Below are 23,502 nucleotides of genomic sequence, written 5' to 3'. Positions count from 1 at the left end.
AAACCGCAATGAAGCGGCTGATGCTGTTTGGCTGGCTGGTGCTGGCCGCTGTGGTCGCCGGGCTGGGGTTCATCCGGCTGGCGCCCAGTGATCCGCTGGATTGGAACACCCAGCCGGAGTTCACCGAGGACAAAGAGTTCCGCGGCGGCGTTTTCCGGGTGGTGCGCACCGGCCCGGACGGGCTGGAGCGGTTCCACCAGATCGCCAGCACCGCGCCGCGCACCAGCGTTCTGGCTGGCGGCCCGGACGACGGGATGGCCACCTATATTACCCGCACCCAATTGCTGGGGTTTCCAGACTACACCACCGCGGCGCAGGACGGCGATCTGCTGAAGGTCTATGCCCGGCTGCGCTTTGGCCGCTCAGACCTGGGCGCCAACAAGGAGCGGATCAACGGCTGGCTGGCGGAGATGGAAGAGGCCCCGCAAGAGGCTTCGGCCAGCGAGTAACCGGCAGAGCGTTCTCCCGCCTGTTCGCGGGCTTTTGGAAAAGCCCCCCGCAGTTGGGCCGGGCGCCGCGCTGGGCGCGGCGCGGGCTCTTCCGCCTGGGGCGGCAGAGCCTGTGGTTTTTCCGCGAAGCGATTCAGGGGCTGGGCTGCGCGTGAAGACGCTAGTCTGATTTTTGTTTCTGCCGCGTCAAGGGCAAGCTGTGCTGGCACGCGGAGGCTGCGCCATCCTTGAGCCAGCGCGGAGGGGCGGCGTTGGTTTGCGAAGACTGATGCGCTTGAAAGCTCTAATAAGAAGGGCCTATGCAGCAGGGGTTGCTGATTGAGGACGTGACATATGACAAGTGATTGCAAAGAAATGCTTTGCTACCGGCCAATTATGGCGCATGGAGACAAACGGTCAGTTACCTTCGAATTTTCGCCAAGAGCAGGAGAGGCTCCTAGTCCGTGGCCTGAAGGCAAATGGACGTCACGTATCCGTCATATCGAAGCGGGAAGTTTTGATGAGGAGGCAAAGCGTAACTTTGCCAGTCACTGGACGCTTATCAATCCGGAAATAAGAGAATTGCCGGATGTACTTGGCCAATTCAGTTGGGTGGAAGATGATTTTCCTGCGTTCCGCCGGGAGTTGAAGGAAGCCATTTTGGCTGCCGATCCCGAGCTGTGCAGTTTTGTGCCTGTATCACAGTTGTATGACTTGCGTCATGGCAGGGTGATCGACAAGCCGGAGTATTTCTTTGCTGCGGTGAAGCAGACAAAGGATTCTCTGGATGTTGAAAACAGCGAGACCCAGACCATTGCCTTTCACGATGGATCGACCATTCCGGGACTTATGCCTAAAAGCCGAGTGCATCGATCCGCGCTGAAAGGCGCAATGCTGTGGCGTGATCAGAAGTCGAGAGAAGTCCTGTGCACCAGTGAGTTCAAAGCGCTGGCTGAGACGGCAGGCTGCGTGGGAATGAGGTTTTACGAAGTGGGAATTTCTGAGGTCTGAAACCAGCCCGGCGAGCCGGGGGTACTGGTCTGCCAGATTAGAAACATCAGAGCAGAGGTACCTGCGGTGGCGCGCTCGACATGCCGGGCACATCCCCCAGCGACGCCGACAGGCAGCTGCTTTGCACCTCGCGCCACATCGGCACGTTCAGCGACATCTGGCATTGCGCCATGAACATGCGCCCGTCCACCTGCAGGCAGCGAAGCTCACCCAGTTCCACCCGGGCGCCGGACTTATCTGTGCAGTAGCAATCGATGGTTTTGCCGCCTGGACCCTTCACATCCGCCAGTGCCATGCAGGGCAGAGTGAGGAGGATTGTGGCAATAAGGACTCTGGCATGTCGCATGGCTCTAGCATATCACATGGGGGCAATTTGGCCAAAACATGAACAAGAATAGGCGCGCCCATGGTTCCCGAAGAACGGCTGGAACAGATCCTGCAGCGGTTTCAGTATCTTGAAGCCGCGATGGCGGATGGCGCCGGGGGCGGGGATATTGCGGCGCTGGCCAAGGAGTATTCCGATCTGCGCCCCGTGGCGGAGCAGGTCACGGCCTACCGTAAGCTGCTGAGCGATCTGGAAGAGGCTGAGCTGATGCTGGCGGACCCGGATATGAAGGATCTTGCGGCGGAGGAGATCCCGGCGCTGAAGGCGGCGATCCCTGAGGCCGAGCACGCTTTGCAGCTGGCGTTGCTGCCCAAGGATGCGGCAGACAGCCGTCCGGCGATGCTGGAAATACGCCCCGGTACGGGAGGCGATGAGGCGGCGCTGTTTGCGGGTGACCTTTTGCGCATGTACCAGCGCTATGCCGAAGGGCAGGGCTGGAAGTTCGACATCATCGAGGAACAGGCGACCGAGCTGGGCGGCATCAAGGAGGTGGTAGCCCATATCAAGGGCGAGGATGTCTTTGCCCGGCTGAAGTATGAATCCGGCGTGCACCGGGTGCAGCGGGTGCCGACGACCGAAAGCGGCGGGCGCATCCATACCTCAGCGGCGACGGTGGCCGTGCTGCCGGAAGCTGAGGACGTGGATATCCATATTGATGCCAATGACATCCGCATCGACACCATGCGGGCCTCGGGCGCGGGCGGGCAGCATGTGAACACCACCGACTCGGCGGTCAGGATCACCCACCTGCCGAGCGGGATCGTGGTGACAAGCTCGGAGAAGTCCCAGCACCGCAACCGCGAGATTGCCATGCAGGTGCTGAAAACGCGGCTCTATGACATGGAGCGGCAGCGGATCGACAGCGAACGCTCGGCGGACCGGGCGAGCCAGGTGGGCTCCGGCGACCGCTCGGAGCGGATCCGCACCTACAACTTCCCGCAGGGCCGGATGACCGATCACCGTATCAATCTGACGCTTTACAAGCTGGATCAGGTGATGGGCGGCGATCTGGATGAGGTTATCGACGCGCTGACAGCGGAAAATCAGGCGCGGCTCTTGGCCGAGATGGGGCAGTAGGCATGGCAGAGACGGCGGCACAGGCGATGGCGGCAGCAACGGCGCGGCTGCGGGCGGCAGGGGTTCAGGACCCGGCGCGGGATGCGCGGGTATTGCTGGCCCATGCGGCCCGGATCGAGGCCAGCCGGGTCACGCTGATCGCGCCTGAGGAACTGGCGCCGGAAGTGGCCGAGCGCTATGAGCAGCTGATTGCGCTGCGGGCCGTGCGTGTTCCGGTCTCGCATCTGATAGGTGAGCGGGAGTTCTACGGCCGCCGTTTCAAGGTGTCGCGCGATGTACTGGACCCGCGGCCCGAGACCGAAATCCTGATCGAGGCGGCGCTGGCGGAGCCCTATAGCCGGGTCCTGGATCTCGGCGTCGGCTCCGGCTGCATTCTGGTGACGCTGCTGGCGGAACGGCAGGAGGCAAGCGGGCTGGGTGTGGACATCAGCGAGGCTGCCTGCCTGCAGGCCAGTGCGAATGCGGTGCTGCACCGGGTTCAGGCGCGGGCTGATATCCAGCAATCGGACTGGTTCGAGGGGGTCGAGGGGCATTTCGACCTGATCGTTTCCAACCCGCCTTATATTGCGCTGGACGAGATGGAGGACCTGTCGGCAGAGGTGCGCGGGCATGAGCCGGGCATTGCGCTGACCGATGGCGGCGACGGGCTGGGGGCATACCGGCAGATTGCGGCTCAGGTGGGGGAACACCTGGCGCCGGGCGGCAGGGTGCTGCTGGAAATAGGCCCGACGCAGGGGCAGGCTGTCAGCGCGCTGCTGGAAACGGCAGGGCTGAGCGGCATTGCCGTGCTGCAGGATCTGGACGGCCGCGACCGGGTGGTGCGGGCGCATTCCAGCATGAAGAGCAGCATTTGACGCGGAAATTCGCGATTTCGAAAGAAAAAACTCAGAAAATACTATTGTGCCCCTTGTCTGGGGCTTCGTAAAATGGTTACTCAGAGGGAGCCGCTTGAGGAGAAAGCTTTGCAAGCCTTCCCGCGGCATCAAGCCCAAAAAAGCTGATGATCCGGCGCTGAGGCGCGCACGAATGGGTCTACGGCGCATTAACTCAAGGCTGACGTTAGGCAGATGAGATCGTCCAAATCACGTTCACGTTCCAAGTCGAACCGGAACCGTCCCAATGGCGCCAATGTTGTCAACCGCGTGTTTGACAGCTCCGGTCCCGAAGGCAAGGTGCGCGGAACGCCGCAGCAGATCATCGACAAATACAATCAGCTGGCCCGCGATGCGCAGCTGAGCAATGATCGGGTTGCCGCGGAGAATTTCCAGCAGCACGCAGAGCATTATCTGCGCATGCTGAACGAGGCACAGCGCGAAATCGAGGCGCGCCGCGAAGAGCAGGAGCGCCAGAACCGCGAACGCCAGGCCGAGCGCGACCGTGAGCGGGCCGAACGCCTGGAGCGCCAGGAGCGTGAAGCTGCGGCGGCTGCTCCGGCAGCGGATCCGGCTGGCTCGCCGCAGCCTGAGGTGATCGACCCGCGCGGCGAAAACGGCAATGGCGCGGACAGCGGTCTGGTGGAAACCCCGGAAAGTCAGTCTGCACCTGCGGACACTCCGGCTGAGGCCGCACCGAAAAAGGCCCCGGCCCGCAAGCCGCGGACCCGCAAGCCCGCGCCCAAGGCCGAAGATGCCGCACCGGCTGGAGACGGCGGCGATGCGGAAGCCAAGCCCGCGCCGAAGAAGACTACCCGCTCGCGCGCTAAGCCCAAACCCAAGACCGAAGACGGTCCGGCGGAAGCGGCTGAATAAGCGGTTCAGAACCAAATTTGATAGAAGTCCCCCGGTGCCGATGCCCCGGGGGATTTTTCCTTTCGGGAGGCGTTTTGTTAGCAGCAGCTAACGCTGACGTCGGACGCGGCCTTTACCTGACGCTACCAGTAATCGGGGTTGTTCAAGGCTTCGATACAGGCCGAAGGGCCGCGCAACGGGGCAAGCTCTTCGCCGTTGAGGGGCTGCGCCAGCCATCCTTCCGGGAAATTCAGGGACAGCGGGGCGGCGGCCTGCGCTTCGGTAATCTGGCGGAAGCCAACCCTGCTGTAATAGCCGGGGTCGCCATAGGTGACGGCAACGTCGACGCCCTGTTTACGGATCTCGTCCAGCCCATGCCTAAGCAGCGCCTGACCGATGCCCTGCCGTTGCCGGCTGGTTGAGACGGCAACCGGCGACAGGATGAACACCGTGCGGCTGTCCTGATCGTAACGCAGACGAGAATAGATGATGCAGCCGATAAGCGTATGGCCGTCCCAAGCCGAATAGACGAAAAAGTCCTGTTCCGGCGTTTTGGCGCAGATATCGCGGACGAGGCCCGCGATCAGATCGCCTTCGGCGTCCCCCTCAGAGGCGGCGAAAACCGCCCGGAAAAGGCTGATGATTTCAGATGTATGGCCGCGGTATTCTGATGAAAACTCCATCCGCTGCTCCTGTGCCTGTTGGCTGGCTGGTGCACGCAGCATAGGGCAGCCGGGGGGCGGGCCGTCAAGCGCCGGGCCGGCTGCGTCGCCAGGCAGTCAAGCTTCGTGGCCCAGCACCCGCAGGTAGCGGCGTACTGCTTCGGGGAAACCCAGCATCAGCGCATCGGCGGTGAGGGCGTGTCCGATGGACACCTCGGCCAGATCAGGAATGGCCTGGCGCAGGGCGGGCAGGTTGTCCACGGTCAGGTCGTGGCCTGCGTTCATCATCAGCGCGGTGCTGCTGCCCTCTGCGCCAAGCTGGCGGGCGGCGTCTGCGGTGGCCTTGATCCCGGCCAGTTCCTGCTGAATGGCGTCAGGCGCGGTCTGGTTGGCGTAAGGCCCGGTGTAGAATTCGATCCGGTCTGCGCCAGCCTGCTGCGCCAGCGCCGGGTCAGCCGGATTGGCGTCCACGAAATAGGAAACCCGGATGCCCGCGGCCTTGAACTCTTCGGCGATGGGCAGAAGCATTTCGCCATCGGCGGCAAAGTCCCAGCCGTGGTCGGAGGTGGATTGTTCGGGCGTATCGGGCACCAGCGTCACCTGTTGCGGTTTGTTTTCCAGCACCAGGTCGATGAAATGGCGGGTCGGGTAGCCCTCGATGTTGAACTCCGCCTGCGGGAATTCATCGGCGATCAGGCGGGCGAGGTCCGGCAGGTCGGAGAAACGGATGTGGCGCTCATCCGGGCGCGGATGCACCGTGATGCCATGGGCACCGGCCTGCAGGATGGCGCGGGCGATGTCGATCAGGTTGGGCCAGGGCACCTCGCGCCGGTTACGCAGGTAGGCAACAGCATTGACGTTCACGGACAGCAAGGTCGGGCGGGGCGTAACCGGTTGGGTCATCGGGCAATCAGGCTCCGGCAAGGAATTCGGGAAGAGGTTCAGGCCTTGGCCAGCTCGCGCGCCAGCGCGCAGAAGGCCTCAAGGCTCACCTGTTCGGCACGCTCGGTCGGCGGGATGCCGGCGGCGGTCAGATGCGCCTCTATATTGGGAGAGATGCCCTTCAATGAGGCGCGCAGCATTTTGCGGCGCTGGTTGAAGGCGGCGGCGACAACACGCGACAGGATCGCGGCATCGGCCGGGAAGCGCGGTTCCGGCAGGGCGTCCAGATGCACCACAGCGCTGGAGACCTTGGGCGGCGGGGTGAAGGCGCCGGGCGGCAGCGACAGCACGATGCGCGCCTCGGCCCGCCACTGGGCCAGGATCGCCAGACGGCCATAGGCCTTTGAGCCGGGCTGCGCCACGATGCGCTCGGCCACCTCGCGCTGGAACATCAGGGTGAGGCTCTGCCAGAACGGCGGCCATTCCTTGGGCGTGAGCCAGCGCACCAGCAGTTCGGTGCCGACGTTATAGGGCAGGTTGGCGGCGATGCGGATCGGCGGCGTCAGGTGTTCGAGCGGGTCGATCTCCAACGCGTCGCCGTTGATCACCTCAAAGCGGCCCGGGTAGGCCTCCGCGATCTCCTGCAGCGCGGGCAGACAGCGGCTGTCCTTCTCCACTGCCAGCACCCGGCGCGCGCCCTCGGCGAGCAGGCCGCGGGTCAGGCCGCCGGGGCCGGGGCCGATCTCGAGCACGTCGCAGCCGGTCAGGTCGCCTGCCTGGCGGGCGATCTTGGCCGTCAGGTTCAGGTCCAGCAGAAAGTTCTGGCCCAGCGACTTGCGGGCCGAAAGCTGATGCGTCGCGATCACTTCGCGCAGCGGGGGGAGATTGTCGATGGCGCTCATGTCAGCTCCACTGTGGCGCATGGCGGAACGGGCGCGCCAGAGGTTTCATGCCTCCGGCGGGGATATTTGCAGCAAGAAGAAGGTTCAAGAGCTGGCCGCCATGTCCTGTGCCAGTTTCAGCGCCTCGATGAGGCTGGAGGGGTTGGCCTGGCCGGTGCCTGCGATGTCGAAGGCGGTGCCGTGGTCGGGTGAGGTGCGGATGAAAGGCAGGCCCAGCGTCACGTTGACGCCGCGGTCGAAGTCCAGTGTCTTGATTGGGATCAGTGCCTGGTCGTGGTACATGCAGACCGCCGCGTCGTAGCGCGCGCGGGCAGCGGCATGGAACATCGTGTCCGCAGGATGCGGGCCGGTGATGTCCAGCCCCTCGCTCTGCATTTCGCCGATCAGGCCGTTGATCCAGTCCAGTTCCTCAGATCCCATGGCGCCGCCTTCACCCGCGTGCGGGTTCAGTCCCGCGACCGCGATGCGGGGGGAGTTGATGCCGAATTGATCGCGCAGCCCGGCGGCTGTGATCTCAACGGTTTCGCGCAGCAGGCCCGGGGTCAGCACCTTGGGCACGTCGGCAAGCGCGATGTGGATGGTGGCGGGCACCACACGCAATTGCTCGCTGGCCAGCATCATCACCACGCGATCGCGGCCCGCCAGCGCCGCGAGGAATTCGGTATGGCCGGGGTAGGCAAAGCCTGCGCCGTCAATCAGCGCCTTCTTGTGGATGGGGGCGGTACAGATGGCAGAGGCTTCCCCCTGCTGGACCAGCCGCACGGCGGTCTCAACGGATTGGATCACTCCGGCGGCATTGGCCGGGTCGGCAGTGCCCTTGACCGCGCTGCCGCCGAAGGAGAGCGGGAGCACCGGAAAGTGGTCGGCGAAAACTGCCGCGGCCTCTGCCGGGGCAGAGATCTCCTTGACCGGGGTGCCGGCGGGCAGGTGGCGCGGGTCGCCGATCCAGAAGAACGGGCAGGCGCCGCGCAGGGCGTCCCAGGCCTTGACGGCGATTTCCGGGCCGATGCCTGCGGGTTCGCCGCAGCTCAGTGCAATGGGCCCGGGCCGGCTCATTTGATGTCGATCCGCGCATCCGCGCGCAGCTGTTCCAGATAGCTGTCGACCAGAGAGGTCATCCGCTGTGCCACGAGCGCATTGGCTACGGTTTCACGGTTGGCGCCTTCACCGAGGTCGGCGGTGCGGCCGCAGAGCATCAGCACCATCAGGGTCTGGCCGTTGTTGCGGGTCAGTGCGGTGGAGGTTTCGCCCGGGTCCAGCTTGGCCAGTTCCAGTGCGACATCGCTGGGGATCTCAGAGGGCGGCAGGCTTTCAACCGCCAGAACAGATGGATCCTGCCCTTGCGCAAGACCATAGAAGTCTTGGCAGGTGTCGACGCTGTTCACCACACGCTGCGCGGCGGCCAGGGTCTCGGGTGTGCGCCCGCCGGGCAGGAAATAGGTGGCATATTCAATCGCGGTGTAGCGCGGGGCAGCGCCTTCCACCTCGCGCAGGCCGCGCATCTGGAACAGCGCCACGGCGCCCTGCAGCGGCAGCGGCTCGGAGATTTCACCGGGCTGCAGCGCCAGCACAACCTCTTGCAGCTGCGGCGGCAGCTTGGTCAGCGGCATCCAAGGCAGGCGGCCGCCGTCGCTGCGGCTGCCGGCGGCTGAATATTGGGCGGCAGCGGCGGAGAAACTGTCATAGCCTTTGAGCTGGGCGACCTGCTCCACCAGTTCCTCGACCTGGGCGGCGTTCTGGTCGTTGACCGGCACGATGAATTCGCTCAGCAGCACCTGGACACTGCCGCTGCCCGCCGTGCCCATGGCGCGGTCGATCTCTTCCGGCGTGGGGCGGGCGCGGGACAGAAAGCGGGCGCGGGTGTACTCGCGCCAGCCGAGCCCGACCTTGGTGAAATCGCGCAGTGTCTGCGGCGAAACACCCTGCTGCTGCAGCGCGGTGACGAAATCGTTGAGCGACAGATTGGCGCGTCCTGCCAGCTCTTCCATGCCCGCAGTGATGTCTTCGTCGCTGAGTTCGATCCCTGCTTGTTCCAGCACATCCAGTTTGAGACGGTCGTTGATCAGTTCTTCGCGGGCGGTTTCCAGCGGATCGCCCGGCACTCGCAGTGCGGCCTGGAAGCGGGCGCGTTGTTCCAGCTCATACCGGGTGATGACCTGATCATTCACGGTGACCGCCGGGGCAAAGAGGTTCTGTGCGCCCGCGGGCAGGCCGCTCCAGGCCAGCCCTGCTGCCAACGCCAGCGCGGCGGCAGTTTTGAGAGCACGGGAAAGGAAAGGAGCCGGGAACCGGGTATTCACGTCTTGCTGCATGACCGCCTGTACTGTTTGCTGCCGCTTTTTACGGAAAATCCGCTCAGCGAGATGGTAAAGCCGAAATCCGTTGTCGGCTCAACACTTGTTGTTGAGGTATAGCGGCGGTTGACCGAAAGGTCGACCGTCACGCATTCATTGCTGTACGCCACGCCGAGGCCCGCGCGGGTAGCTTGGGCACCGGCTATGTCATAGCGCAGCCGGGCACTGGCGGACCAGTTGGGGTTGATGTCATAGCGTCCGTCAACCCAAAGTTCGGAGCTTTCCTCGGCCCGGTCTTCCTCCGGGTCGGTGCCGAGCCACAGATAGGTGCCGGAGAGGCTGGAGCGGCTGGTGTGCCATTCGCCGCGGAATTCGGCCTTGGAGAAGTTCAATGACCCGTTCAGCAGGCCGCGGGTCGAAATGGCCAGGCTGTCGCCGTATTTGATCTGGCCCGCCAGCAGGATATCCGATGTGGTGCCGCCCAGGCCGGAGCTTTTTGTGAACCGGCCGTCGGCGTCGCTGCGCAGTACTTGGCCCGCGGTGGCATAGGCCTGCCAGCCGGTGGGCGCATAGCGGGCCCAGTTGGCGCCGTAGACAAGGGTCAGCCCGTCTTCGCGGGCATCGGTCGAGGGGAAGCGCGACAGCGACAGAAGGTTGCCCTGGTCGAATTCGACAAAGCGGCTTTCCTCGCTGACCACGTTGCCGCCGCCCTCGTCACGCCATCCCAGCTGCAGGATCGGCTCCAGGTACTGGCTGGCCCCGCTGGCTTCGCGGCGGATCATCGGCAGGCGCAGGGTCAGCGCACTGCGCGGGGTGAGGCGGGTGACTTCCTCGGTAAAGAAGGCGTCGTCGTAGGCGCGGAAGGCATCGCCGGCGGCGCCGATTTCCCATTCCGCGAGGACACCGTTGCCCAAACGCCAGCTGCGGCGCCAGTCGATATCGGCGGTCAGCCGGGACAGGTCTCGGCCGTTGCTGTCGGTGGCGGTGCCTTCAATGCTGGAGCTGCGGTGGTGGCCGTGGCCCTGCAGCGTCAGCCGCAGTTCACCGCCAGTGAGGGCCGGGAAATAGCGGGTCTGGTAGAAGGCTTCTGCGATGCCGGAGGGGATATCGCTTTGCTCTTCGCTCTCGCGCAGTGTTTTGTAATGTGTGAGCGAGGTGCGGAAAAGGCTGTTGCGCTTGGACCGGGTCAGCACCGCCTCGGACCGCAGGCGGTCCAGGTCCGGCAGGCCGTAGTCGGCCACATAGGCGTCGTCTGAGACCGCCTTGACGTCGAAAGTGAAGCGGAAGTCGCGCGGCAGGTCGAACTGGCCTTCGCCAAAGAGATAGCCGCGGTCCTCCCCGGAGAACAGGTCATCGCGGGTATAGGCGCCGTTGAACTCGATCCGGCCGCGGCGGAACGCCTGGCGGTAGCGCACATCCAGCGTCTGGGTGCTGGAAGAGATATAGGGGGCCAGTGTCAGATCGCGGTGCGGGCCGAGAGTGAAGAAATACGGCACCTTAACCCCGGTCCCGAGGTTCGAGGTCGAGCGCACAGACGGCACCAGAAACCCGCTGGCGCGCTCCAGCGACGGGTCCGGCAGGCGGATGGCCGGGAAATAGAACACCGGCACATCCAGCACCCGCAGCTGGGCGCTCTCGAAATAGAGCTGGCGTTCCTGCTGGTCATGGATGACCCTCTCGGCCCGGATCTGCCACAGCGGCGGGCGGCCGTCGTCGCAGACGTGGCAGGAGGTAACAGCGGTCTTGTACAGCTGCGTATAGCGGCCGCTGACCCGGGTCATTTGCAGCGAGGCCAGCTGAAGCTGCTGCTGGAAGACCATGCGGGCGCCGGTCAGCAGGCCGTTGCGCAGGTCGCGGTCCAGCTCGGCGGCGTTGGCCAGGATGGTGATGTCGCCATCCTGGTCGATGCGGATCGGGCCTTCGATCTGCAGGGTGCCAGTGCTCTGGTCAAAGGTGATTTTGCGGGCGCGCAGCCGGATATTGCCCTGGAACGCCTCGACGTTGCCCTCAGCCACCAAGGTGCGGTCCGGAGTGATGAAGACCTGATCGGCCACCAGCATCGCGGGCTGCGCCGGATCAGGGGGCGTTGCTGTCTGCGCCTGCAAATCAGGGGCTGTCAGCGCCAGCCAGGGCAGCACGGCGGAAAGAAGCAGCGCCCGGCGCAGGTTACCCGTCTTCGGCATGGAGAAGCAGTCCCAAGGTCAACAATATTGCAGCGGCAGGCGGCGCCCAAGCGGCCAGCGCCACCGGAATTTGCCCGTTCTCGCCAAGGATTTGCGCGAAATTACGGATAAAATAAAGCCCGAATCCCAACAGCACCGCCATCAGAACCGCCAGGCCGGTGCCACCGAAGCGGGCGTGCCGCATCGTGAAGGACGCGCCGACCAGCACCATGGCGATCAGGAACAGCGGCCGGGCCAGTTCCGCCTGATACCGGACCTCATAGCGTTTGGTGGTGAAGCCCGCGGCGGAGAGTTCGCGGATGGTGGCGGGCAGGTCGTAGATCGAAATACCGCTGGAAGTGCCCAGCGTGTCGCGGATGCGGTCGGTGGTCAGCGTGGTCGGCAGCTGCAGCTCGTCATGCGCAGCGGCACCGGATTCCGGGTTGATGCCAGCGGCAAGCGGCCAGGATTTGGCGTTGAACAAAACCCAGTTGCTGCCATCCAGCCGGGCACTTTCGGCAATGATGCGGCGCACCGGGCCCCCGGCGTTGGTATAGGCGTGGATAGACACGTCATGCAGGGTGATGTCGGCGGCATCGCCGCTGTAACCTTTTGCATGGATGACCGACTGTCCGCGGGCGCCGCCCTGTCGCAGCCACAGGCCCTCGCCGCTGAGCGACAGCGCCGAGGGTCCGCCATTGTGGTAGGTCTCAGCCAGATCCTGATAGCGGTTGGCGGTGGCTGCCGCGATGGGGTTCAGCATGGTGACCGCCAGTCCGCCGATCGCGGCTGCCGCCAGCACCGGCGCCGCCAGTGCCCGAATGCCGGAGCGGCCAATGGCACGGGTCACCACCAGCTCGCTGCTGCGGGCGAGGCCGACAAACAGCACGATGGTGGTGAGGATCATGATCAGCGGCAGGAACTCGCTGAGCGCGGCCGGGATGTTCAGCAGGCTGAGGCCGACCAGCTGCGGCAGGCCGAGCTCTGCGCCTTCGAAGCGGCGGATCTGCTCGTTCAGGTCGATCAGCACCACCAGCGTCATCAGAACCGCGCAGATCACCAGAAACCATTGCAGGAAGCGGCGCGCGTAATAGAGATCCAGCTTCATGCGGGGGCCTCCTGCCGGATGCGCTTGGGGCGGGACGCCAGGATCAGGAAGACCAGCGCCACCGCGATCCCCAGAAAGGTCGGCAGGTAGATCAGCGGCCACAGGCTGGGGTTATCCAGCACTGGCTCCGACACCACCCCGCGCAGGCCCTCGACAAAGATCAGAACGACAAAGGCCAGCAAGGCCTGACGCCAGACGCCGAAGCGGGAGAAGGTGCCCAGCATGAGGGTTGAAAACCCGATCAGCGCCACCGCCACGCAAACCAGCGCGCGGGCAAAGCGCAGGTGCAGCTCCTCCGCCTGGGCGCCTGCGGAATAGCCATCGGTGCGGGCGATGGCCTCTGTGCCGGTCATCAGCTCAAGGCTTGGGATGGCACGGATGTTGCGGGCCGGGTTCTCAGCTTGCCGCGCTAGAGCGCTGATATCGTACGAGAAATCCGAAAAGAACGTGGTCGACATCCGCTGCGTCGTGTGGTCCAGCCGCTGCGCCATGCCTTCCACCATGATCAGATGCGCGCTGCTCTCGTCACGCACCAGAAAGGCGCGGGCGCCGGTGTAGGTCACGGTCAGTTCCGGGTCACGGCGGTCCGACAGGAAGACATCGTTCAGGGTGCCGTCCGGGTCGATCTGGCGGATGTAAAAGGTGACGCCATCCGCCGGGTGCAGGAAGTCGCCCTCGCTCAGCAGCTTGGCGGTGATATTCCGGGAGACCTCGCTTTCGCGCACCTCGAGCTGGCTGATCGAGGCAGGCAGCAGGTAATGGGTCAGTGCTGACATCATCAATGCGGTGATGATGCCAAAGGCCAGGGCGGGCCGCGCCATCTGCCAGGGACTGGTGCCGGTGGCGCGCAGCACCGTCAGTTCGCTCTCGCTGTTGAGCCGGTTGGTGACCCAGACCGAGGCGCCGAAGGCGGCAATCGGCAGCACCATGCGGATCAGGTTCGGCAGGGTCAGGGCGGTGAATTCCAGAAACACCAGCGCAGATTGGCCGTTGCCGATCAGCCGGTCGAACAGCACCACGGCCCGGTTGACCCAGAACACGGCAACCAGAATCAGGGCAAAGAAGCCGAAGAAGAGCAGATACTGTGACAGCACATATCTGTCGTAGCGTGACACCCGATCCCCCCAGATCTTGCCATTGTTGTTTTGCCGGACCTTAGTGGATTTGCGTGGCGGGGAAAACTGCATTCTCGCCAGGGGTCAGGATCGGCGGCGGATTACGGACCAGCGGACCGAACGGCCGGGTCTGGCCAAGCGCCGCTGCGCAGGATACCTCTTGAGCCAACAATCAGATTACGCCAGCAGGAGTTCGCGAAAAATGAGCAGTCTTACCCCGATCCGTTTTGCCGAATACGATCCCAAGGGGCTGGCAGAGATGACCGGCCGCGTGGCGGTGATGGTCACGCCTGAGGGCAGCATGGATCAGGCGGCGCGCAGCGCCAACCGGCTGAGCAAAGGCGCCATTGCCCGGCTGATCGAGTCCGAGGGGTTCAAGAAGGCCAAGAGCGGCGACATGATCTCTGTGAGCTGGCCTGCGGGGATGCAGGCGGAGGCGCTGGACGTGCTGGTGCTGCCGCGCAAGCTGACGCCGGTGGAGGCGCGCAAGGCAGGCGCCAATCTGGCCAAGGGAGCCGCAGGCAAGCGTCTGACGGTAATGGCCGGCGGCATGAACAAGGCTGCCGACCTGGCCCAGGGGATCGCGCTGCGGGGCTATGAGTTTGACAACCACAAGTCGCCGAAAGACGACAAGCCTGAAGGCGAGGTGGTGATCGCCTGCAAGGCGCCGGCGGATGTGGAAGCCGCTTCTGCACCGCTTCTGGCGGTCGCCGAGGGCGTGCACATGACCCGCGATCTGATCAATGAACCGGCCAATGTGCTGACCACTACGGAGTTCGCCCGCCGTATTGAGGAGATGAAAGAGATCGGCCTGGAGGTCGAGATTCTGGAAGAGGCGGACCTGGAAAAACTGGGCATGCGCACGCTCTTGAGCGTCGGGCAAGGCTCCGACAGCCCCTCCAAGGTGGCTGTGATGCAGTGGAAGGGCGGCGCAGATGATGCCGCGCCGCTGGCGCTGGTCGGCAAAGGTGTGGTGTTCGACACCGGCGGCATCTCCTTGAAGCCCGCCGGCGGCATGGAAGAGATGACCATGGACATGGGCGGCGCAGGCGTGGTGACCGGCACCATGAAAGCGCTGGCCCTGCGCAAGGCCAAGGCCAATGTTGTCGGTCTGGTGGGTTTGGTGGAAAACATGCCGTCGGGCAATGCCACCCGTCCGGGCGACGTGGTAAAGTCGATGAAGGGCGACACGGTGGAGATCATCAACACCGACGCCGAAGGCCGTTTGGTGCTGTGCGATGTGCTTTGGTACGCGCAGGAACAGTTCAAACCGGCGGGAGTGATTGATCTCGCGACGCTGACCGGCGCCATCATCATCGGCCTGGGGCATGAAAATGCCGGTGTGTTTTCCAATGACGATGATCTGTGCAATGCCTTCTTGAAGGCCGCCAGCGCTGAGGATGAGGGCGCCTGGCGGATGCCCTTGGACAAGGCCTATGACGACCAGCTGAAGTCGCGTATCGCTGACATGAAGAACGTGGGCGGCCGGCCCGCAGGGTCGATTACCGCGGCGCAGTTCCTGCAGCGGTTCATCAAGGACGATATGCCGTGGATCCATCTGGACATTGCGGGCGTGGCCTCGGTCAAATCGGACACGTCTTATGCGCCCAAAGGGGCCACAGGCTGGGGCGTGATGGCTCTGAACCGGCTGGTCGCGGATAAGTTCGAGGCGGAATAAACACAGATGGGGGCTGCCTATTTCTATCATCTGACCCGCAGGCCGCTGGAAGAGACCCTTCCGGTGCTTCTGGACAAGGCGCGCGGGGCTGGCTGGCGCATTGCGGTGCGCGGGCGCGACCCCGAGCGCATGGCCTGGCTGGATGACCGTCTGTGGCTGGGGCCAGAGGAGAGCTTTCTGGCCCATGGCCTGGCGGGCGGCCCCCATGATGCGTTGCAGCCGGTTCTGCTGACCGCGGGACCGGAGGCGGCCAACGCCCCTGATTGCGTAATGGCGGTGGATGGAGCCGCCGTCAGCGCCGAAGAAGTGCAGGCGCTGAGCCGCGTCTGCATCCTTTTCGACGGCACCGACCCGGAGGCCGTCCAGCATGCCCGCACCCAATGGAAAAGCCTGACGGACGCCGGTTGCTCCGCCCAGTACTGGTCCGAAGAAAGCGGGCGCTGGGAAAAGAAGGCCGAGAAATAGGCCGCCCCGCCCAAATGATCGGCGGGATTCCGCCAGTTTTGTTTAGTTTTATTTCATTTGTGCAGGAAATACTCGCGTGATCGCGGGCGGCACAGTAATCCTCCCGGTCAAAAGTACCAGAACACTGGGGGGACAGATGACTTTCAAGCGTGTGTTTCTGCGGCCGCGGCTGCTGCCTGTTGTTGGGGCGGCGCTGCTTGTGCTGGCAAATTGCGGCGGCCCTCAGGGCGGGTCCGTAAGCCGGACCGAAGTTGATGTCGAGCGCCTGGATTTTGCGGTTCAGGAAGTGAAGTCCCTGCGGTCCAAGGGCAAGCGTGTCTGGTGCGTTCCATTTGCGCGCAACGCCAGCGGCATCGAGATTTACGGCAATGCCAAGACCTGGTGGTCACAGGCCAAGGGCCAATTCAGCCGGGGGAAGCAACCGCAGACTGGTGCAGTGATGGCCTTTCAGGCAACCCGCTCCAACCCGCTGGGCCATGTCGCGGTGGTGTCCAAGGTCGAAGATTCCCGCAGGATCGAGGTCAACCACGCGAATTGGCACCGCAACAAGGTCTCGCTGGGAATGGCAGTCATTGATGTGTCGGCGGCCAATGACTGGTCCGCCGTGCGGCTGGAAAGCAACCCGGGCGCTTTCGGGCGGGTTTACCCTATCCTCGGCTTCATTTCGGCGGATCCTGACGCCGGATGAGGCAAGGGGCGGACTGCTGTCAGCTGTTCTGAATGCCGCCGCGCTGGATCATGCGGCCGGAAATTTTCTCAAAGGCTTTTCGCCACAGGGTTTCGAGTTCCGGAGTGAAGTCCTCTTCCAGCGCGTTGCGCAGGGAATCCACCAGTGCTTCCTCCATCGGTGCAAAGTGTGAGACATGAACCCCCAGGCTTGCATGCCTTTTGCCGAGCTCCTGGAAATGCGGATCGACCGCTGATTCATCGTCAAGCTTGGCAAGAATGACGCCCAGCGTTGTCATGAATTTCATGCCTTGGCCTTCGAGGTCTTCCCGAAAGAGCTGCCGCAGCTCAGGCGCGTGACGGAACAATGCGTCGTAGAAGAACGCGGGGTCCCTGACGGCCTCGTCTTTCAGCTTGCTGTAACTTTTTCTCAGTTGTTCCAGTTCTTCTTCTGTCACGGGGATATCTTGCTCCTTTCTGGTGCCGAAGTTCCCCTCCAGCTTAGAAGCTTAGCAGCCGGAATTCCTTGATCCGGCTCAATAACCCGAATTGCGGGGCTGGACTGTCTGCTGCGGCTACCGCGTCAGGACCAGGGCGCCGTTGCGGATCTCGATGCTGGACCAGCGCTGGAGATAGCCCATTCCAAGCAGCGATTGATCCAGCGCCCCCTGGTTGACCCAAACCCGCACGCCGGTGTCAGTAATGCCCCCCAGGGACATTTCATCAATCCAGACTGAGGCGGTGCGCACCTCGCCATTTGCGGTTTGCGCCCGGCCGAGATAGGCGAGGTTTTCCGTATCGATTCCGGCGCGCCGGGCGTCTCGCTCATTCAGAACGACCTGGCTGGCGCCAGTGTCCACCAGAAACTCGATGGCAGCGCCGTTGACATCCAGGGTCAGGTAATAGTGCCCGTCCGGTGCGCGCGGCACCTCGACACGGCCGGTATCCACCGCAACGTTCTGCTGGGGGCGCACAGTCTGGCGGATGTCATGCCACAGCCCGTAAGAGGCGATCACGCCTAGGAAAATGAAGCCCCAGACGGCAAACATCTGCAGCGTCCTGCCAAGTCTTTGGCGGTTCTGCACGAAAACCCAGGACCCCACTGCCACCAGCAGGATCGCCAGATAGATGAACCGCCCGATTTCATAGTCGCCCATTTGCGCACCTCCTGAACAGAATGTAGGCGGTCCAGGGCGGTATGCTAGGCGGCAAAGCCGAAGGCGCGCAGCCCATCGAGCACGAACTGAACCGAAAGCGCCGCCAGCAGCATTCCCAGCAGACGGGTGACGACCGTGATGCCGGTTTTGCCAAGCATGCGCTCGAACAGGCCGGAGAACAGGCACATCACCAAGAGGATCGCCAGCACCGCAATCACCACGCCCATGACCATGGCAAAGCCGGTGAAGCCGGGCTGCTGGCCGGTCAGCAGGATGACCGTGGCGATGGAGCCCGGCCCGGCCATCAGCGGGATCGCCAGCGGGAAGACGGACGGGTCGTCGAAATCATCCTCCTCGCTGCGGTCCTCCCGCCGCTTGTTGCGGCGTTCGAACAGCATGTCGAGCGCGGTCAGGAACAGCAGCGCGCCGCCCGCAACCCGGAAGGCAGGCATGGAGATGCCGATGAAGTCCAGCACGGCTTCGCCGAGAGCTGCAAAAACCGCCAGCAGCACTGCTGCCGTGATGGTCGCCCGGAGCGCGATGGAGCGGCGGCGTTCAGACGGCATCCCTTGAGTCAGGGCGATGAAGACAGGAGTCAGGCCGATCGGGTCGACAATGACAAACAGCGTCACGAAAGAGGTGATCAGAAATGCGGTGTCGATCATTGCGCCTCGGCCTGCTCCAGTTTCTCCAGTGCGTCCATCCACAGGCCCTCAGCCCGTTCCAGCGCCTCAATGCATTCAGCGTGCTTTTTCTGCCAGACCGCCATATCCGACGCTTTGCCCGGTTCGTACAGGCTAGGGTCGGCAAGCTTTTCGTCAAGCTTTTCACGCATTTCGCTGAGCTTTTCCACCCGCGCCTCGGACTTTCGAACGTCTGCGCGCAGTGCGATCAGCACATCGCGGGGGGCGCGTTTGGGCTTGGCGGGCTTTGACGTATCGGTCTTTGCTGCCGGTTTCTCCCGCGCCAGCAGCAGCGTGCGGTAGCTTTCCAGGTCGCCATCATAGGGTTTCACGGTGCCCTCCGAGACCAGCCAAAGCCGGTCCGCCACGAGGCTCAGCAGGTGCATATCGTGGCTGACCAGAATGACCGCGCCGGAATAGGCCGTCAGCGCTTCTACCAGCGCCTCGCGGCTTTCGATGTCCAGGTGGTTGGTCGGTTCGTCGAGGATCAGCATATGCGGCGCGTCGATAGTGGCGATCAGCAGGCTGAGCCGCGCCTTCTGGCCGCCGGACAGCCGCCCGACCTCGGTTTCCGCCTGCGCAGCGCCAAGGCCGAACCCTGCCAGCCGCGCACGCCACTTTGCGGGCGCCTCATCCGGGCGCAGGCGGCGCAGGTGGTCCAGCGGGGTTTCATCGACGTAAAGCTCATCCACCTGATGCTGGGCGAAATATCCGATGCGCAGCTTGGAGGACCGGGTCATCTTGCCTGCCATCAGCGCAAGCCGGTCCGCCAGCAGTTTCGACAGCGTCGACTTGCCCTGGCCGTTCTTGCCCAGCAGCGCGATGCGGTCGTCCTGGTCGATGCGCAGGTTCAGCCGTTTCAGGATTTCCGTGTCGCCATAGCCGGTGACGCCGCCCTCGATATGGATGATCGGCGGGGACATCTCCTCCGGCTCGGGGAAGCTGAATGCGCGCAGGGCGGCCTCCTGCGGCGTGGTGATCGGCTTCATCTTGGCGATCATCTTGAGCCGCGACTGGGCCTGCACCGCCTTGGACGCCTTGTAGCGGAACCGGTCAACAAAGCTTTGCAGATGGGCGCGGCGGGCTTCCTGCTTCTTGGCCTCAGCCGCGGCAACCGCCAGACGCGCCGTGCGGGTTTCGGCGAACGTATCGTAGTTGCCCTGGTAAAGCGTTAGCTTCTTGTCCTCCAGGTGCAGGATCGAGCCCACCGCCCGGTTCAGCAGTCCGCGGTCGTGGCTGACGATCAACACCGTGTGCGGGTATTTCGCCAGGTAGCTTTCCAGCCAAAGCGCGCCCTCAAGGTCGAGATAGTTGGTCGGCTCGTCCAGCAGCAGCAGATCAGGCTGCGCAAACAGCACCGCCGCCAGCGCCACCCGCATCCGCCAGCCGCCGGAAAAGTCGGAGCAGGGTCGTTTCTGGTCGGCGTCGTCAAAACCGAGGCCCTTCAAGATCGAGGCAGCGCGCGCCTCCGCCGACCAGGCGTCGATGTCCGACAAACGGGTCTGGATCTCGGCGATCCGCGCCGGGTCCGTGGCGCTGTCAGCTTCGGCCAGCAGGGCGGCCCGTTCGGCATCGGCGGCCAGCACCGTGTCGGTCAGCGAGACATTGGAGGAGGGCACCTCCTGCGCGACACCGCCGATGCGGGCCTTGGAAGGCAGGGAAATGCTGCCGCCCTCCAGCGCCAGTTCGCCCCGGATCAGCCGGAAAAGCGTGGTCTTGCCGGTGCCGTTGCGCCCGACCAGGCCAACCTTGTGGCCGGTGGGAATGGTGGCAGAGGCACTGTCGATCAGCGGGCGGCCTTCGACCGAATAGGTGATGTCCTGAATGCGTAACATGATCAGCGGTGTGGCGCAGGTGCCGGAGGCTGTCAATCGGCCTGCCGCCTTCCTCTTGCTGAAAATACCCCCGCCGGAGGCACGCGCGCCTGCGCGCGGTCTGAAAACGTCTTCCCAAGCGCCTCCAGCCATGTTACGCGGCGCGCGGAGTTTTCGGCCCGGGGATACGCCCCGCGGCCCATCAATCAGGAGAATGCCAAATGGCTCTGGAACGCACTTTCTCGATCATCAAGCCCGATGCAACCCGTCGCAACCTGACCGGCAAGATCAACGCCAAGTTTGAAGAAGCCGGCCTGCGCATCGTGGCGCAGAAGCGCATCCACATGACCAAGGAGCAGGCAGGCAAGTTCTACGAAGTGCACGCCGAGCGTCCGTTCTACGACGAACTGTGCGAGTTCATGTCCTCCGCTCCGGTGGTTGTGCAGGTCCTGGAAGGCGAAAACGCCATTGCCAAGAACCGCGAAGTGATGGGTGCCACCAACCCGGCAGACGCTGCCGCCGGCACCATCCGCGCCGAGTTCGCTGAATCGGTTGGCGAAAACTCCGTGCACGGTTCCGACGCTCCGGAAACCGCCGCCGTGGAAATCGCTTACTTCTTCTCCGGCATCGAGCTGGTCGGCTGATCTTTCCGGATCACCGGTTGACACCGGAAGGGGCTGCAGCGTCACGCTTGCAGCCCTTTTTTCATGGATCGAGGTAGCGGTTCAGCGGATGCTGCCGTATCGCGGGCTGATCCTGCGGCGGCGCGGGCCTGCTCTTTACGTAAGACAGCGAGCGGCCCAGTTCCCGCGGTGCGGTCAGTTTCGAAACCGCCCGGCGCCCAAGGCGCTTGGGCAGGGGCTCACCCTTTGATGCGCGGTCCTCCAGGTGGCGGCGGAGCAGGTCAGTGTTGCGCGTGTTCGATTTCCACGCGACGTCGAACAGGTCACCCACCAGCGGCACGGAGCCGATCAAGGCATCGACGCCGGTGTTCGCCGCCATCCGGGCCAATGTGCCGGTGGAGGCGCCCATCTGATAGCCCGAGTAGATGATGTAGCCGGCGGGCGCCAGCGCCAGAGCGTCCCCGATGCCCGGAACCAGGCCAGCGATGCTGTCCCAGCCGACCCTAAGGCCGATGCCCGGAATGCGGAACGCCCGGTCCATGCGCTGCGCCAGGCGCTCAAGCGATTGCAGCTTTTGTTCGTGGTGTTGCGGCAGATCAGGCATGGCTCGGCGTCCTTGCGATGACCCAGACCGCGTGCACGATGCCGGGGATGTAGCCCAGGAGGGTCAGCAGAATGTTCAGCCAGAAGTGCTTGCCAAGACCAACCTGGAGAAAAACGCCAAGCGGCGGCAGCAGAACTGCGAAGATAATGCGGATCAGGTCCATGCCGGAACTCCTTCTGTTGCACTCATTCCTGCATGGTTAACGGCTGAACCCGGGAAAAAGTTGCATGAAGGGTGGGAGCGGCAAGACAGGTGGCCTCTCTTGGAGGCTGGCGAGATGGGGGCGTCGCAGCTTACAGGGGCTTCAGATCAGCAGGCACAGCGCGCACGCCAATGGCGTCCAGTTCCGCCAGCAGCTTCGAGCTGTGCTGCGGCCGGGCGTCTGCCTTGATCGCGTCAAAGCGCTTGCGCAGCTCCTCCTTTTCCTTGCCCTTGCAGTCGTTCCAGGGGCGTCCCTGCAGAGCCATCACCAGAACATAGTAGCCGATGAAATGCGGCCGGGTGCCGGATTGCAGCAGCCGTGCATAGGCTGCATCGGGACCGATGGCGCGCAGCTCTTCGGCAGAGGCGATTCCAGCGCGGTGGCAGGCTTCCTCGTAGGCAGGGCCAAGATTGCGGATGGAGGAAATAGCTGTGTTCATGGTTTGTTTCTATCGGGTGCGGGCCGCGTTGTCACGATGGAAAGCGCGGTGTTCGTTAACCGCGCAGGATTTGTCTGACGCTGGGTCCCTTGGTGACGCGCCTGATTGACAGTCGCATTTCCCGCCGCAAGCCTTGCGGGCAGGGCAAGCGGAACCGGGGGAGAACGGCGATGAAGGAAAGCCAGCAAGCATCTGTGAACGTGGAGGGTTTTGATCTGGCGGCCCCGCCAGCCGGATTTGCGGAGGATCCGTTTCCCTTCTACGACGCCTTGCTGCGTGACGCTCCGGTGCTGCCGCAGCCGGACGGGTCGCTTCTGATTTGCCGCCATGCCGATCTGGACCGGATTTACCGCGATACCACGCTGTTTTCTTCGGATAAGAAGAAGGTGTTTGCCCCCAAGTACGGCGCAGGCTCGCCGCTGTTTGAGCATCACACCACCTCGCTGGTGTTCTCCGATCCGCCTCTGCACACACGGGTGCGCAAGATCATGACCTCGGCGCCGACCCCGCGGGCGATTGCGAAGATGGAGCCGGGGCTGATTGCCACGGTGGATCACTTGCTGGAGGAGATGGCCGGAAGGGATCAGGCTGATCTCATTGAGGATTTTGCCGCCTCCATCCCGATCCAGATCATAGGCAACCTGCTGGATGTGCCGATGGCGGAACGCGAACCGCTCAGGGACTGGTCGCTGGCCATCCTCGGCGCGCTGGAGCCAGTACTGAGCGCGGAGCAGCTGGCGGCGGGGCACCGGGCGGTGGAGGAGTTCAAGGACTACCTCGGCGGTTTGATTGCCCAGCGCCGGGCCCGCCCTGGCGATATCGAAACCGATGTGCTGACTCGGCTTATCCGCGGCGAGGGGGCAGAGGGCACCTTGAGCGAGATCGAGCTTATTCAGAATTGCATTTTCATCCTGAATGCCGGCCATGAGACCACCACCAACCTGATCGGCAACGGGCTGGCACTGCTGCATGACAATCCGGAGCAGAAGCGTCGGCTGATGGAGGCGCCGGAGCTGATCAAACCCGCGATAGAAGAGATGCTGCGGTTCCGCTCCCCTAACCAGTTGGGCAACCGGGAAACGACCGCAGAAGTTGAGATCGGCGGACACCGCGTGCCTGCGGGCACCAACCTGCATCTTGTGATCGGCGCTGCCAACCGCGACCCTGAAGTTTTTGAAAACCCTGAAACTTTCGACATTTCCCGAAGCCCGAACCGGCATCTTGCCTTTGCTGGCGGCCCGCATGTCTGCGTCGGCCTGACGCTGGCGCGGCTGGAGGGGAAGGTCGCAATCGAACGGTTCCTGCGCCGTTTCCCGGAGTATCGCCTGCTGCCTGGCCGCGTGCCCGGCGGACGTATCCGGTTCAGGGGCTACGCGGCTCTGCCGGCCAGTTTGCTCTGAATACTGTTCGGCAGGCGA

26 protein-coding genes are annotated in these 23,502 nt (G+C 63.8%); 10 read left to right on the top strand and 16 right to left on the bottom strand.

Annotated features, from left to right (window positions below; genetic code table 11):
* Positions 1 to 8 precede the first annotated feature (8 nt).
* Both AC5STI_RS06185 and AC5STI_RS06180 read left to right on the top strand, forming a co-directional pair.
* Positions 9 to 449 carry a DUF1499 domain-containing protein gene (locus AC5STI_RS06185; RefSeq protein WP_475052593.1) on the top strand — a complete coding sequence of 147 codons (441 nt, stop codon included), beginning with the start codon at positions 9 to 11 and terminating at the stop codon, positions 447 to 449.
* Between the two features lie 333 nt (positions 450 to 782).
* A complete protein-coding gene (locus AC5STI_RS06180) occupies positions 783 to 1,439 on the top strand; it encodes an imm11 family protein (RefSeq protein ID WP_495446045.1) in 657 nt (218 codons plus the stop codon).
* A 46-nt stretch (positions 1,440 to 1,485) separates the two neighbouring features.
* On the opposite strand, the gene AC5STI_RS06175 is transcribed toward AC5STI_RS06180, so the two are convergent.
* A complete protein-coding gene (locus tag AC5STI_RS06175; RefSeq protein ID WP_495446044.1) occupies positions 1,486 to 1,785 on the bottom strand; it encodes a hypothetical protein in 300 nt (99 codons plus the stop codon).
* A gap of 60 nt (positions 1,786 to 1,845) precedes the next feature.
* Here AC5STI_RS06175 and prfA point away from each other — a divergent pair, with 60 nt between their 5' ends.
* From prfA to AC5STI_RS06160, 3 genes are all read left to right on the top strand, one after another.
* Positions 1,846 to 2,901 carry a peptide chain release factor 1 gene (gene prfA, locus AC5STI_RS06170; protein WP_495446043.1) on the top strand — a complete coding sequence of 352 codons (1,056 nt, stop codon included), beginning with the start codon at positions 1,846 to 1,848 and terminating at the stop codon, positions 2,899 to 2,901.
* A 2-nt stretch (positions 2,902 to 2,903) separates the two neighbouring features.
* Complete coding sequence (prmC, locus tag AC5STI_RS06165; RefSeq protein ID WP_495446042.1) at positions 2,904 to 3,755, top strand: peptide chain release factor N(5)-glutamine methyltransferase; 852 nt, start codon at positions 2,904 to 2,906, stop codon at positions 3,753 to 3,755.
* Positions 3,756 to 3,968: 213 nt separating this feature from the next.
* Entirely contained in the window at positions 3,969 to 4,649 is a 681-nt protein-coding gene (locus tag AC5STI_RS06160; RefSeq protein ID WP_490398013.1) for a DUF4167 domain-containing protein, read from the top strand.
* Between the two features lie 122 nt (positions 4,650 to 4,771).
* On the opposite strand, the gene AC5STI_RS06155 is transcribed toward AC5STI_RS06160, so the two are convergent.
* The 8 genes from AC5STI_RS06155 to lptF form a co-directional block, all read right to left on the bottom strand.
* Positions 4,772 to 5,311 carry a GNAT family N-acetyltransferase gene (locus tag AC5STI_RS06155; RefSeq protein ID WP_495446041.1) on the bottom strand — a complete coding sequence of 180 codons (540 nt, stop codon included), beginning with the start codon at positions 5,309 to 5,311 and terminating at the stop codon, positions 4,772 to 4,774.
* Positions 5,312 to 5,407: 96 nt separating this feature from the next.
* Positions 5,408 to 6,193 (bottom strand): pyridoxine 5'-phosphate synthase, encoded by a 786-nt coding sequence (locus AC5STI_RS06150; RefSeq protein ID WP_495446040.1) that lies wholly within the window; start codon positions 6,191 to 6,193, stop codon positions 5,408 to 5,410.
* Between the two features lie 38 nt (positions 6,194 to 6,231).
* Positions 6,232 to 7,074: a 16S rRNA (adenine(1518)-N(6)/adenine(1519)-N(6))-dimethyltransferase RsmA gene (gene rsmA, locus AC5STI_RS06145; protein WP_495446039.1), complete on the bottom strand. Its 843-nt coding sequence runs from the start codon at positions 7,072 to 7,074 to the stop codon at positions 6,232 to 6,234.
* 84 nt (positions 7,075 to 7,158) lie between these two features.
* Positions 7,159 to 8,130 (bottom strand): 4-hydroxythreonine-4-phosphate dehydrogenase PdxA, encoded by a 972-nt coding sequence (pdxA, locus tag AC5STI_RS06140; protein WP_495446038.1) that lies wholly within the window; start codon positions 8,128 to 8,130, stop codon positions 7,159 to 7,161.
* A complete protein-coding gene (locus AC5STI_RS06135) occupies positions 8,127 to 9,386 on the bottom strand; it encodes a peptidylprolyl isomerase (RefSeq protein WP_475052574.1) in 1,260 nt (419 codons plus the stop codon). Before AC5STI_RS06135 ends, pdxA begins: the two co-directional genes overlap by 4 nt.
* Positions 9,371 to 11,551, bottom strand: a complete 2,181-nt coding sequence (locus tag AC5STI_RS06130; RefSeq protein ID WP_495446037.1) for an LPS-assembly protein LptD — start codon at positions 11,549 to 11,551, stop codon at positions 9,371 to 9,373. Before AC5STI_RS06130 ends, AC5STI_RS06135 begins: the two co-directional genes overlap by 16 nt.
* Positions 11,535 to 12,638, bottom strand: a complete 1,104-nt coding sequence (gene lptG / locus AC5STI_RS06125; protein ID WP_475052571.1) for an LPS export ABC transporter permease LptG — start codon at positions 12,636 to 12,638, stop codon at positions 11,535 to 11,537. Before lptG ends, AC5STI_RS06130 begins: the two co-directional genes overlap by 17 nt.
* On the bottom strand, positions 12,635 to 13,753 hold the full coding sequence (lptF, locus tag AC5STI_RS06120; RefSeq protein WP_495446036.1) for an LPS export ABC transporter permease LptF: 1,119 nt from the start codon (positions 13,751 to 13,753) through the stop codon (positions 12,635 to 12,637). The genes lptG and lptF overlap by 4 nt, the downstream gene beginning before the upstream one ends.
* A 202-nt stretch (positions 13,754 to 13,955) precedes the next feature.
* Between lptF and AC5STI_RS06115 the strand changes: the two genes are divergently transcribed.
* From AC5STI_RS06115 to AC5STI_RS06105, 3 genes are all read left to right on the top strand, one after another.
* Complete coding sequence (locus AC5STI_RS06115) at positions 13,956 to 15,431, top strand: leucyl aminopeptidase (protein WP_495446035.1); 1,476 nt, start codon at positions 13,956 to 13,958, stop codon at positions 15,429 to 15,431.
* Between the two features lie 6 nt (positions 15,432 to 15,437).
* Complete coding sequence (locus tag AC5STI_RS06110; protein ID WP_495446034.1) at positions 15,438 to 15,896, top strand: DNA polymerase III subunit chi; 459 nt, start codon at positions 15,438 to 15,440, stop codon at positions 15,894 to 15,896.
* A 136-nt stretch (positions 15,897 to 16,032) separates the two neighbouring features.
* A complete protein-coding gene (locus AC5STI_RS06105; RefSeq protein WP_490398003.1) occupies positions 16,033 to 16,584 on the top strand; it encodes a CHAP domain-containing protein in 552 nt (183 codons plus the stop codon).
* A gap of 19 nt (positions 16,585 to 16,603) precedes the next feature.
* On the opposite strand, the gene AC5STI_RS06100 is transcribed toward AC5STI_RS06105, so the two are convergent.
* From AC5STI_RS06100 to AC5STI_RS06085, 4 genes are all read right to left on the bottom strand, one after another.
* Positions 16,604 to 17,020 carry a globin domain-containing protein gene (locus tag AC5STI_RS06100; protein WP_495446033.1) on the bottom strand — a complete coding sequence of 139 codons (417 nt, stop codon included), beginning with the start codon at positions 17,018 to 17,020 and terminating at the stop codon, positions 16,604 to 16,606.
* A gap of 117 nt (positions 17,021 to 17,137) precedes the next feature.
* Positions 17,138 to 17,719 carry a retropepsin-like aspartic protease family protein gene (locus AC5STI_RS06095; protein WP_495446032.1) on the bottom strand — a complete coding sequence of 194 codons (582 nt, stop codon included), beginning with the start codon at positions 17,717 to 17,719 and terminating at the stop codon, positions 17,138 to 17,140.
* A 44-nt stretch (positions 17,720 to 17,763) separates the two neighbouring features.
* Complete coding sequence (locus AC5STI_RS06090; RefSeq protein WP_495446031.1) at positions 17,764 to 18,384, bottom strand: MarC family protein; 621 nt, start codon at positions 18,382 to 18,384, stop codon at positions 17,764 to 17,766.
* Positions 18,381 to 20,237, bottom strand: a complete 1,857-nt coding sequence (locus AC5STI_RS06085; RefSeq protein WP_495446030.1) for an ABC-F family ATP-binding cassette domain-containing protein — start codon at positions 20,235 to 20,237, stop codon at positions 18,381 to 18,383. Before AC5STI_RS06085 ends, AC5STI_RS06090 begins: the two co-directional genes overlap by 4 nt.
* A 200-nt stretch (positions 20,238 to 20,437) precedes the next feature.
* On the opposite strand from AC5STI_RS06085, the gene ndk reads away from it, so the two are divergent.
* Entirely contained in the window at positions 20,438 to 20,860 is a 423-nt protein-coding gene (gene ndk, locus AC5STI_RS06080) for a nucleoside-diphosphate kinase (protein ID WP_008556653.1), read from the top strand.
* Between the two features lie 61 nt (positions 20,861 to 20,921).
* Here ndk and AC5STI_RS06075 read toward each other — a convergent pair whose 3' ends face one another.
* The 3 genes from AC5STI_RS06075 to AC5STI_RS06065 form a co-directional block, all read right to left on the bottom strand.
* Positions 20,922 to 21,443 (bottom strand): DUF4112 domain-containing protein, encoded by a 522-nt coding sequence (locus tag AC5STI_RS06075; protein WP_495446029.1) that lies wholly within the window; start codon positions 21,441 to 21,443, stop codon positions 20,922 to 20,924.
* The gene (locus AC5STI_RS06070) at positions 21,436 to 21,606 is read right to left on the bottom strand and encodes a YqaE/Pmp3 family membrane protein (protein WP_008553983.1); all 171 of its coding nucleotides are present in this window, start codon (positions 21,604 to 21,606) and stop codon (positions 21,436 to 21,438) included. Before AC5STI_RS06070 ends, AC5STI_RS06075 begins: the two co-directional genes overlap by 8 nt.
* A gap of 130 nt (positions 21,607 to 21,736) precedes the next feature.
* Entirely contained in the window at positions 21,737 to 22,084 is a 348-nt protein-coding gene (locus AC5STI_RS06065) for a TfoX/Sxy family protein (protein ID WP_495446028.1), read from the bottom strand.
* 170 nt (positions 22,085 to 22,254) lie between these two features.
* On the opposite strand from AC5STI_RS06065, the gene AC5STI_RS06060 reads away from it, so the two are divergent.
* Positions 22,255 to 23,484, top strand: a complete 1,230-nt coding sequence (locus AC5STI_RS06060) for a cytochrome P450 (RefSeq protein ID WP_495446027.1) — start codon at positions 22,255 to 22,257, stop codon at positions 23,482 to 23,484.
* Positions 23,485 to 23,502: the final 18 nt, after the last annotated feature.

The organism is Leisingera sp. CC-HEC096 (assembly GCF_059429235.1).
Note: the sequence above shows the minus strand (reverse complement) of the source record. Positions and strands in the feature narration are given on the sequence as shown.

What these genes read in the sequence shown, in the direction of transcription:
- AC5STI_RS06185 (WP_475052593.1), top strand. Translation starts at nt 9, where the DNA reads ATGAAGCGGCTGATGCTGTTTGGCTGGCTGGTGCTGGCCGCTGTGGTC.
- AC5STI_RS06180 (WP_495446045.1), top strand. Translation starts at nt 783, where the DNA reads ATGACAAGTGATTGCAAAGAAATGCTTTGCTACCGGCCAATTATGGCG.
- AC5STI_RS06175 (WP_495446044.1), bottom strand. Translation starts at nt 1,785, where the DNA reads ATGCGACATGCCAGAGTCCTTATTGCCACAATCCTCCTCACTCTGCCC.
- prfA (WP_495446043.1), top strand. Translation starts at nt 1,846, where the DNA reads ATGGTTCCCGAAGAACGGCTGGAACAGATCCTGCAGCGGTTTCAGTAT.
- prmC (WP_495446042.1), top strand. Translation starts at nt 2,904, where the DNA reads ATGGCAGAGACGGCGGCACAGGCGATGGCGGCAGCAACGGCGCGGCTG.
- AC5STI_RS06160 (WP_490398013.1), top strand. Translation starts at nt 3,969, where the DNA reads ATGAGATCGTCCAAATCACGTTCACGTTCCAAGTCGAACCGGAACCGT.
- AC5STI_RS06155 (WP_495446041.1), bottom strand. Translation starts at nt 5,311, where the DNA reads ATGGAGTTTTCATCAGAATACCGCGGCCATACATCTGAAATCATCAGC.
- AC5STI_RS06150 (WP_495446040.1), bottom strand. Translation starts at nt 6,193, where the DNA reads ATGACCCAACCGGTTACGCCCCGCCCGACCTTGCTGTCCGTGAACGTC.
- rsmA (WP_495446039.1), bottom strand. Translation starts at nt 7,074, where the DNA reads ATGAGCGCCATCGACAATCTCCCCCCGCTGCGCGAAGTGATCGCGACG.
- pdxA (WP_495446038.1), bottom strand. Translation starts at nt 8,130, where the DNA reads ATGAGCCGGCCCGGGCCCATTGCACTGAGCTGCGGCGAACCCGCAGGC.
- AC5STI_RS06135 (WP_475052574.1), bottom strand. Translation starts at nt 9,386, where the DNA reads ATGCAGCAAGACGTGAATACCCGGTTCCCGGCTCCTTTCCTTTCCCGT.
- AC5STI_RS06130 (WP_495446037.1), bottom strand. Translation starts at nt 11,551, where the DNA reads ATGCCGAAGACGGGTAACCTGCGCCGGGCGCTGCTTCTTTCCGCCGTG.
- lptG (WP_475052571.1), bottom strand. Translation starts at nt 12,638, where the DNA reads ATGAAGCTGGATCTCTATTACGCGCGCCGCTTCCTGCAATGGTTTCTG.
- AC5STI_RS06115 (WP_495446035.1), top strand. Translation starts at nt 13,956, where the DNA reads ATGAGCAGTCTTACCCCGATCCGTTTTGCCGAATACGATCCCAAGGGG.
- AC5STI_RS06110 (WP_495446034.1), top strand. Translation starts at nt 15,438, where the DNA reads ATGGGGGCTGCCTATTTCTATCATCTGACCCGCAGGCCGCTGGAAGAG.
- AC5STI_RS06105 (WP_490398003.1), top strand. Translation starts at nt 16,033, where the DNA reads ATGACTTTCAAGCGTGTGTTTCTGCGGCCGCGGCTGCTGCCTGTTGTT.
- AC5STI_RS06095 (WP_495446032.1), bottom strand. Translation starts at nt 17,719, where the DNA reads ATGGGCGACTATGAAATCGGGCGGTTCATCTATCTGGCGATCCTGCTG.
- AC5STI_RS06090 (WP_495446031.1), bottom strand. Translation starts at nt 18,384, where the DNA reads ATGATCGACACCGCATTTCTGATCACCTCTTTCGTGACGCTGTTTGTC.
- AC5STI_RS06085 (WP_495446030.1), bottom strand. Translation starts at nt 20,237, where the DNA reads ATGTTACGCATTCAGGACATCACCTATTCGGTCGAAGGCCGCCCGCTG.
- ndk (WP_008556653.1), top strand. Translation starts at nt 20,438, where the DNA reads ATGGCTCTGGAACGCACTTTCTCGATCATCAAGCCCGATGCAACCCGT.
- AC5STI_RS06075 (WP_495446029.1), bottom strand. Translation starts at nt 21,443, where the DNA reads ATGCCTGATCTGCCGCAACACCACGAACAAAAGCTGCAATCGCTTGAG.
- AC5STI_RS06070 (WP_008553983.1), bottom strand. Translation starts at nt 21,606, where the DNA reads ATGGACCTGATCCGCATTATCTTCGCAGTTCTGCTGCCGCCGCTTGGC.
- AC5STI_RS06065 (WP_495446028.1), bottom strand. Translation starts at nt 22,084, where the DNA reads ATGAACACAGCTATTTCCTCCATCCGCAATCTTGGCCCTGCCTACGAG.
- AC5STI_RS06060 (WP_495446027.1), top strand. Translation starts at nt 22,255, where the DNA reads ATGAAGGAAAGCCAGCAAGCATCTGTGAACGTGGAGGGTTTTGATCTG.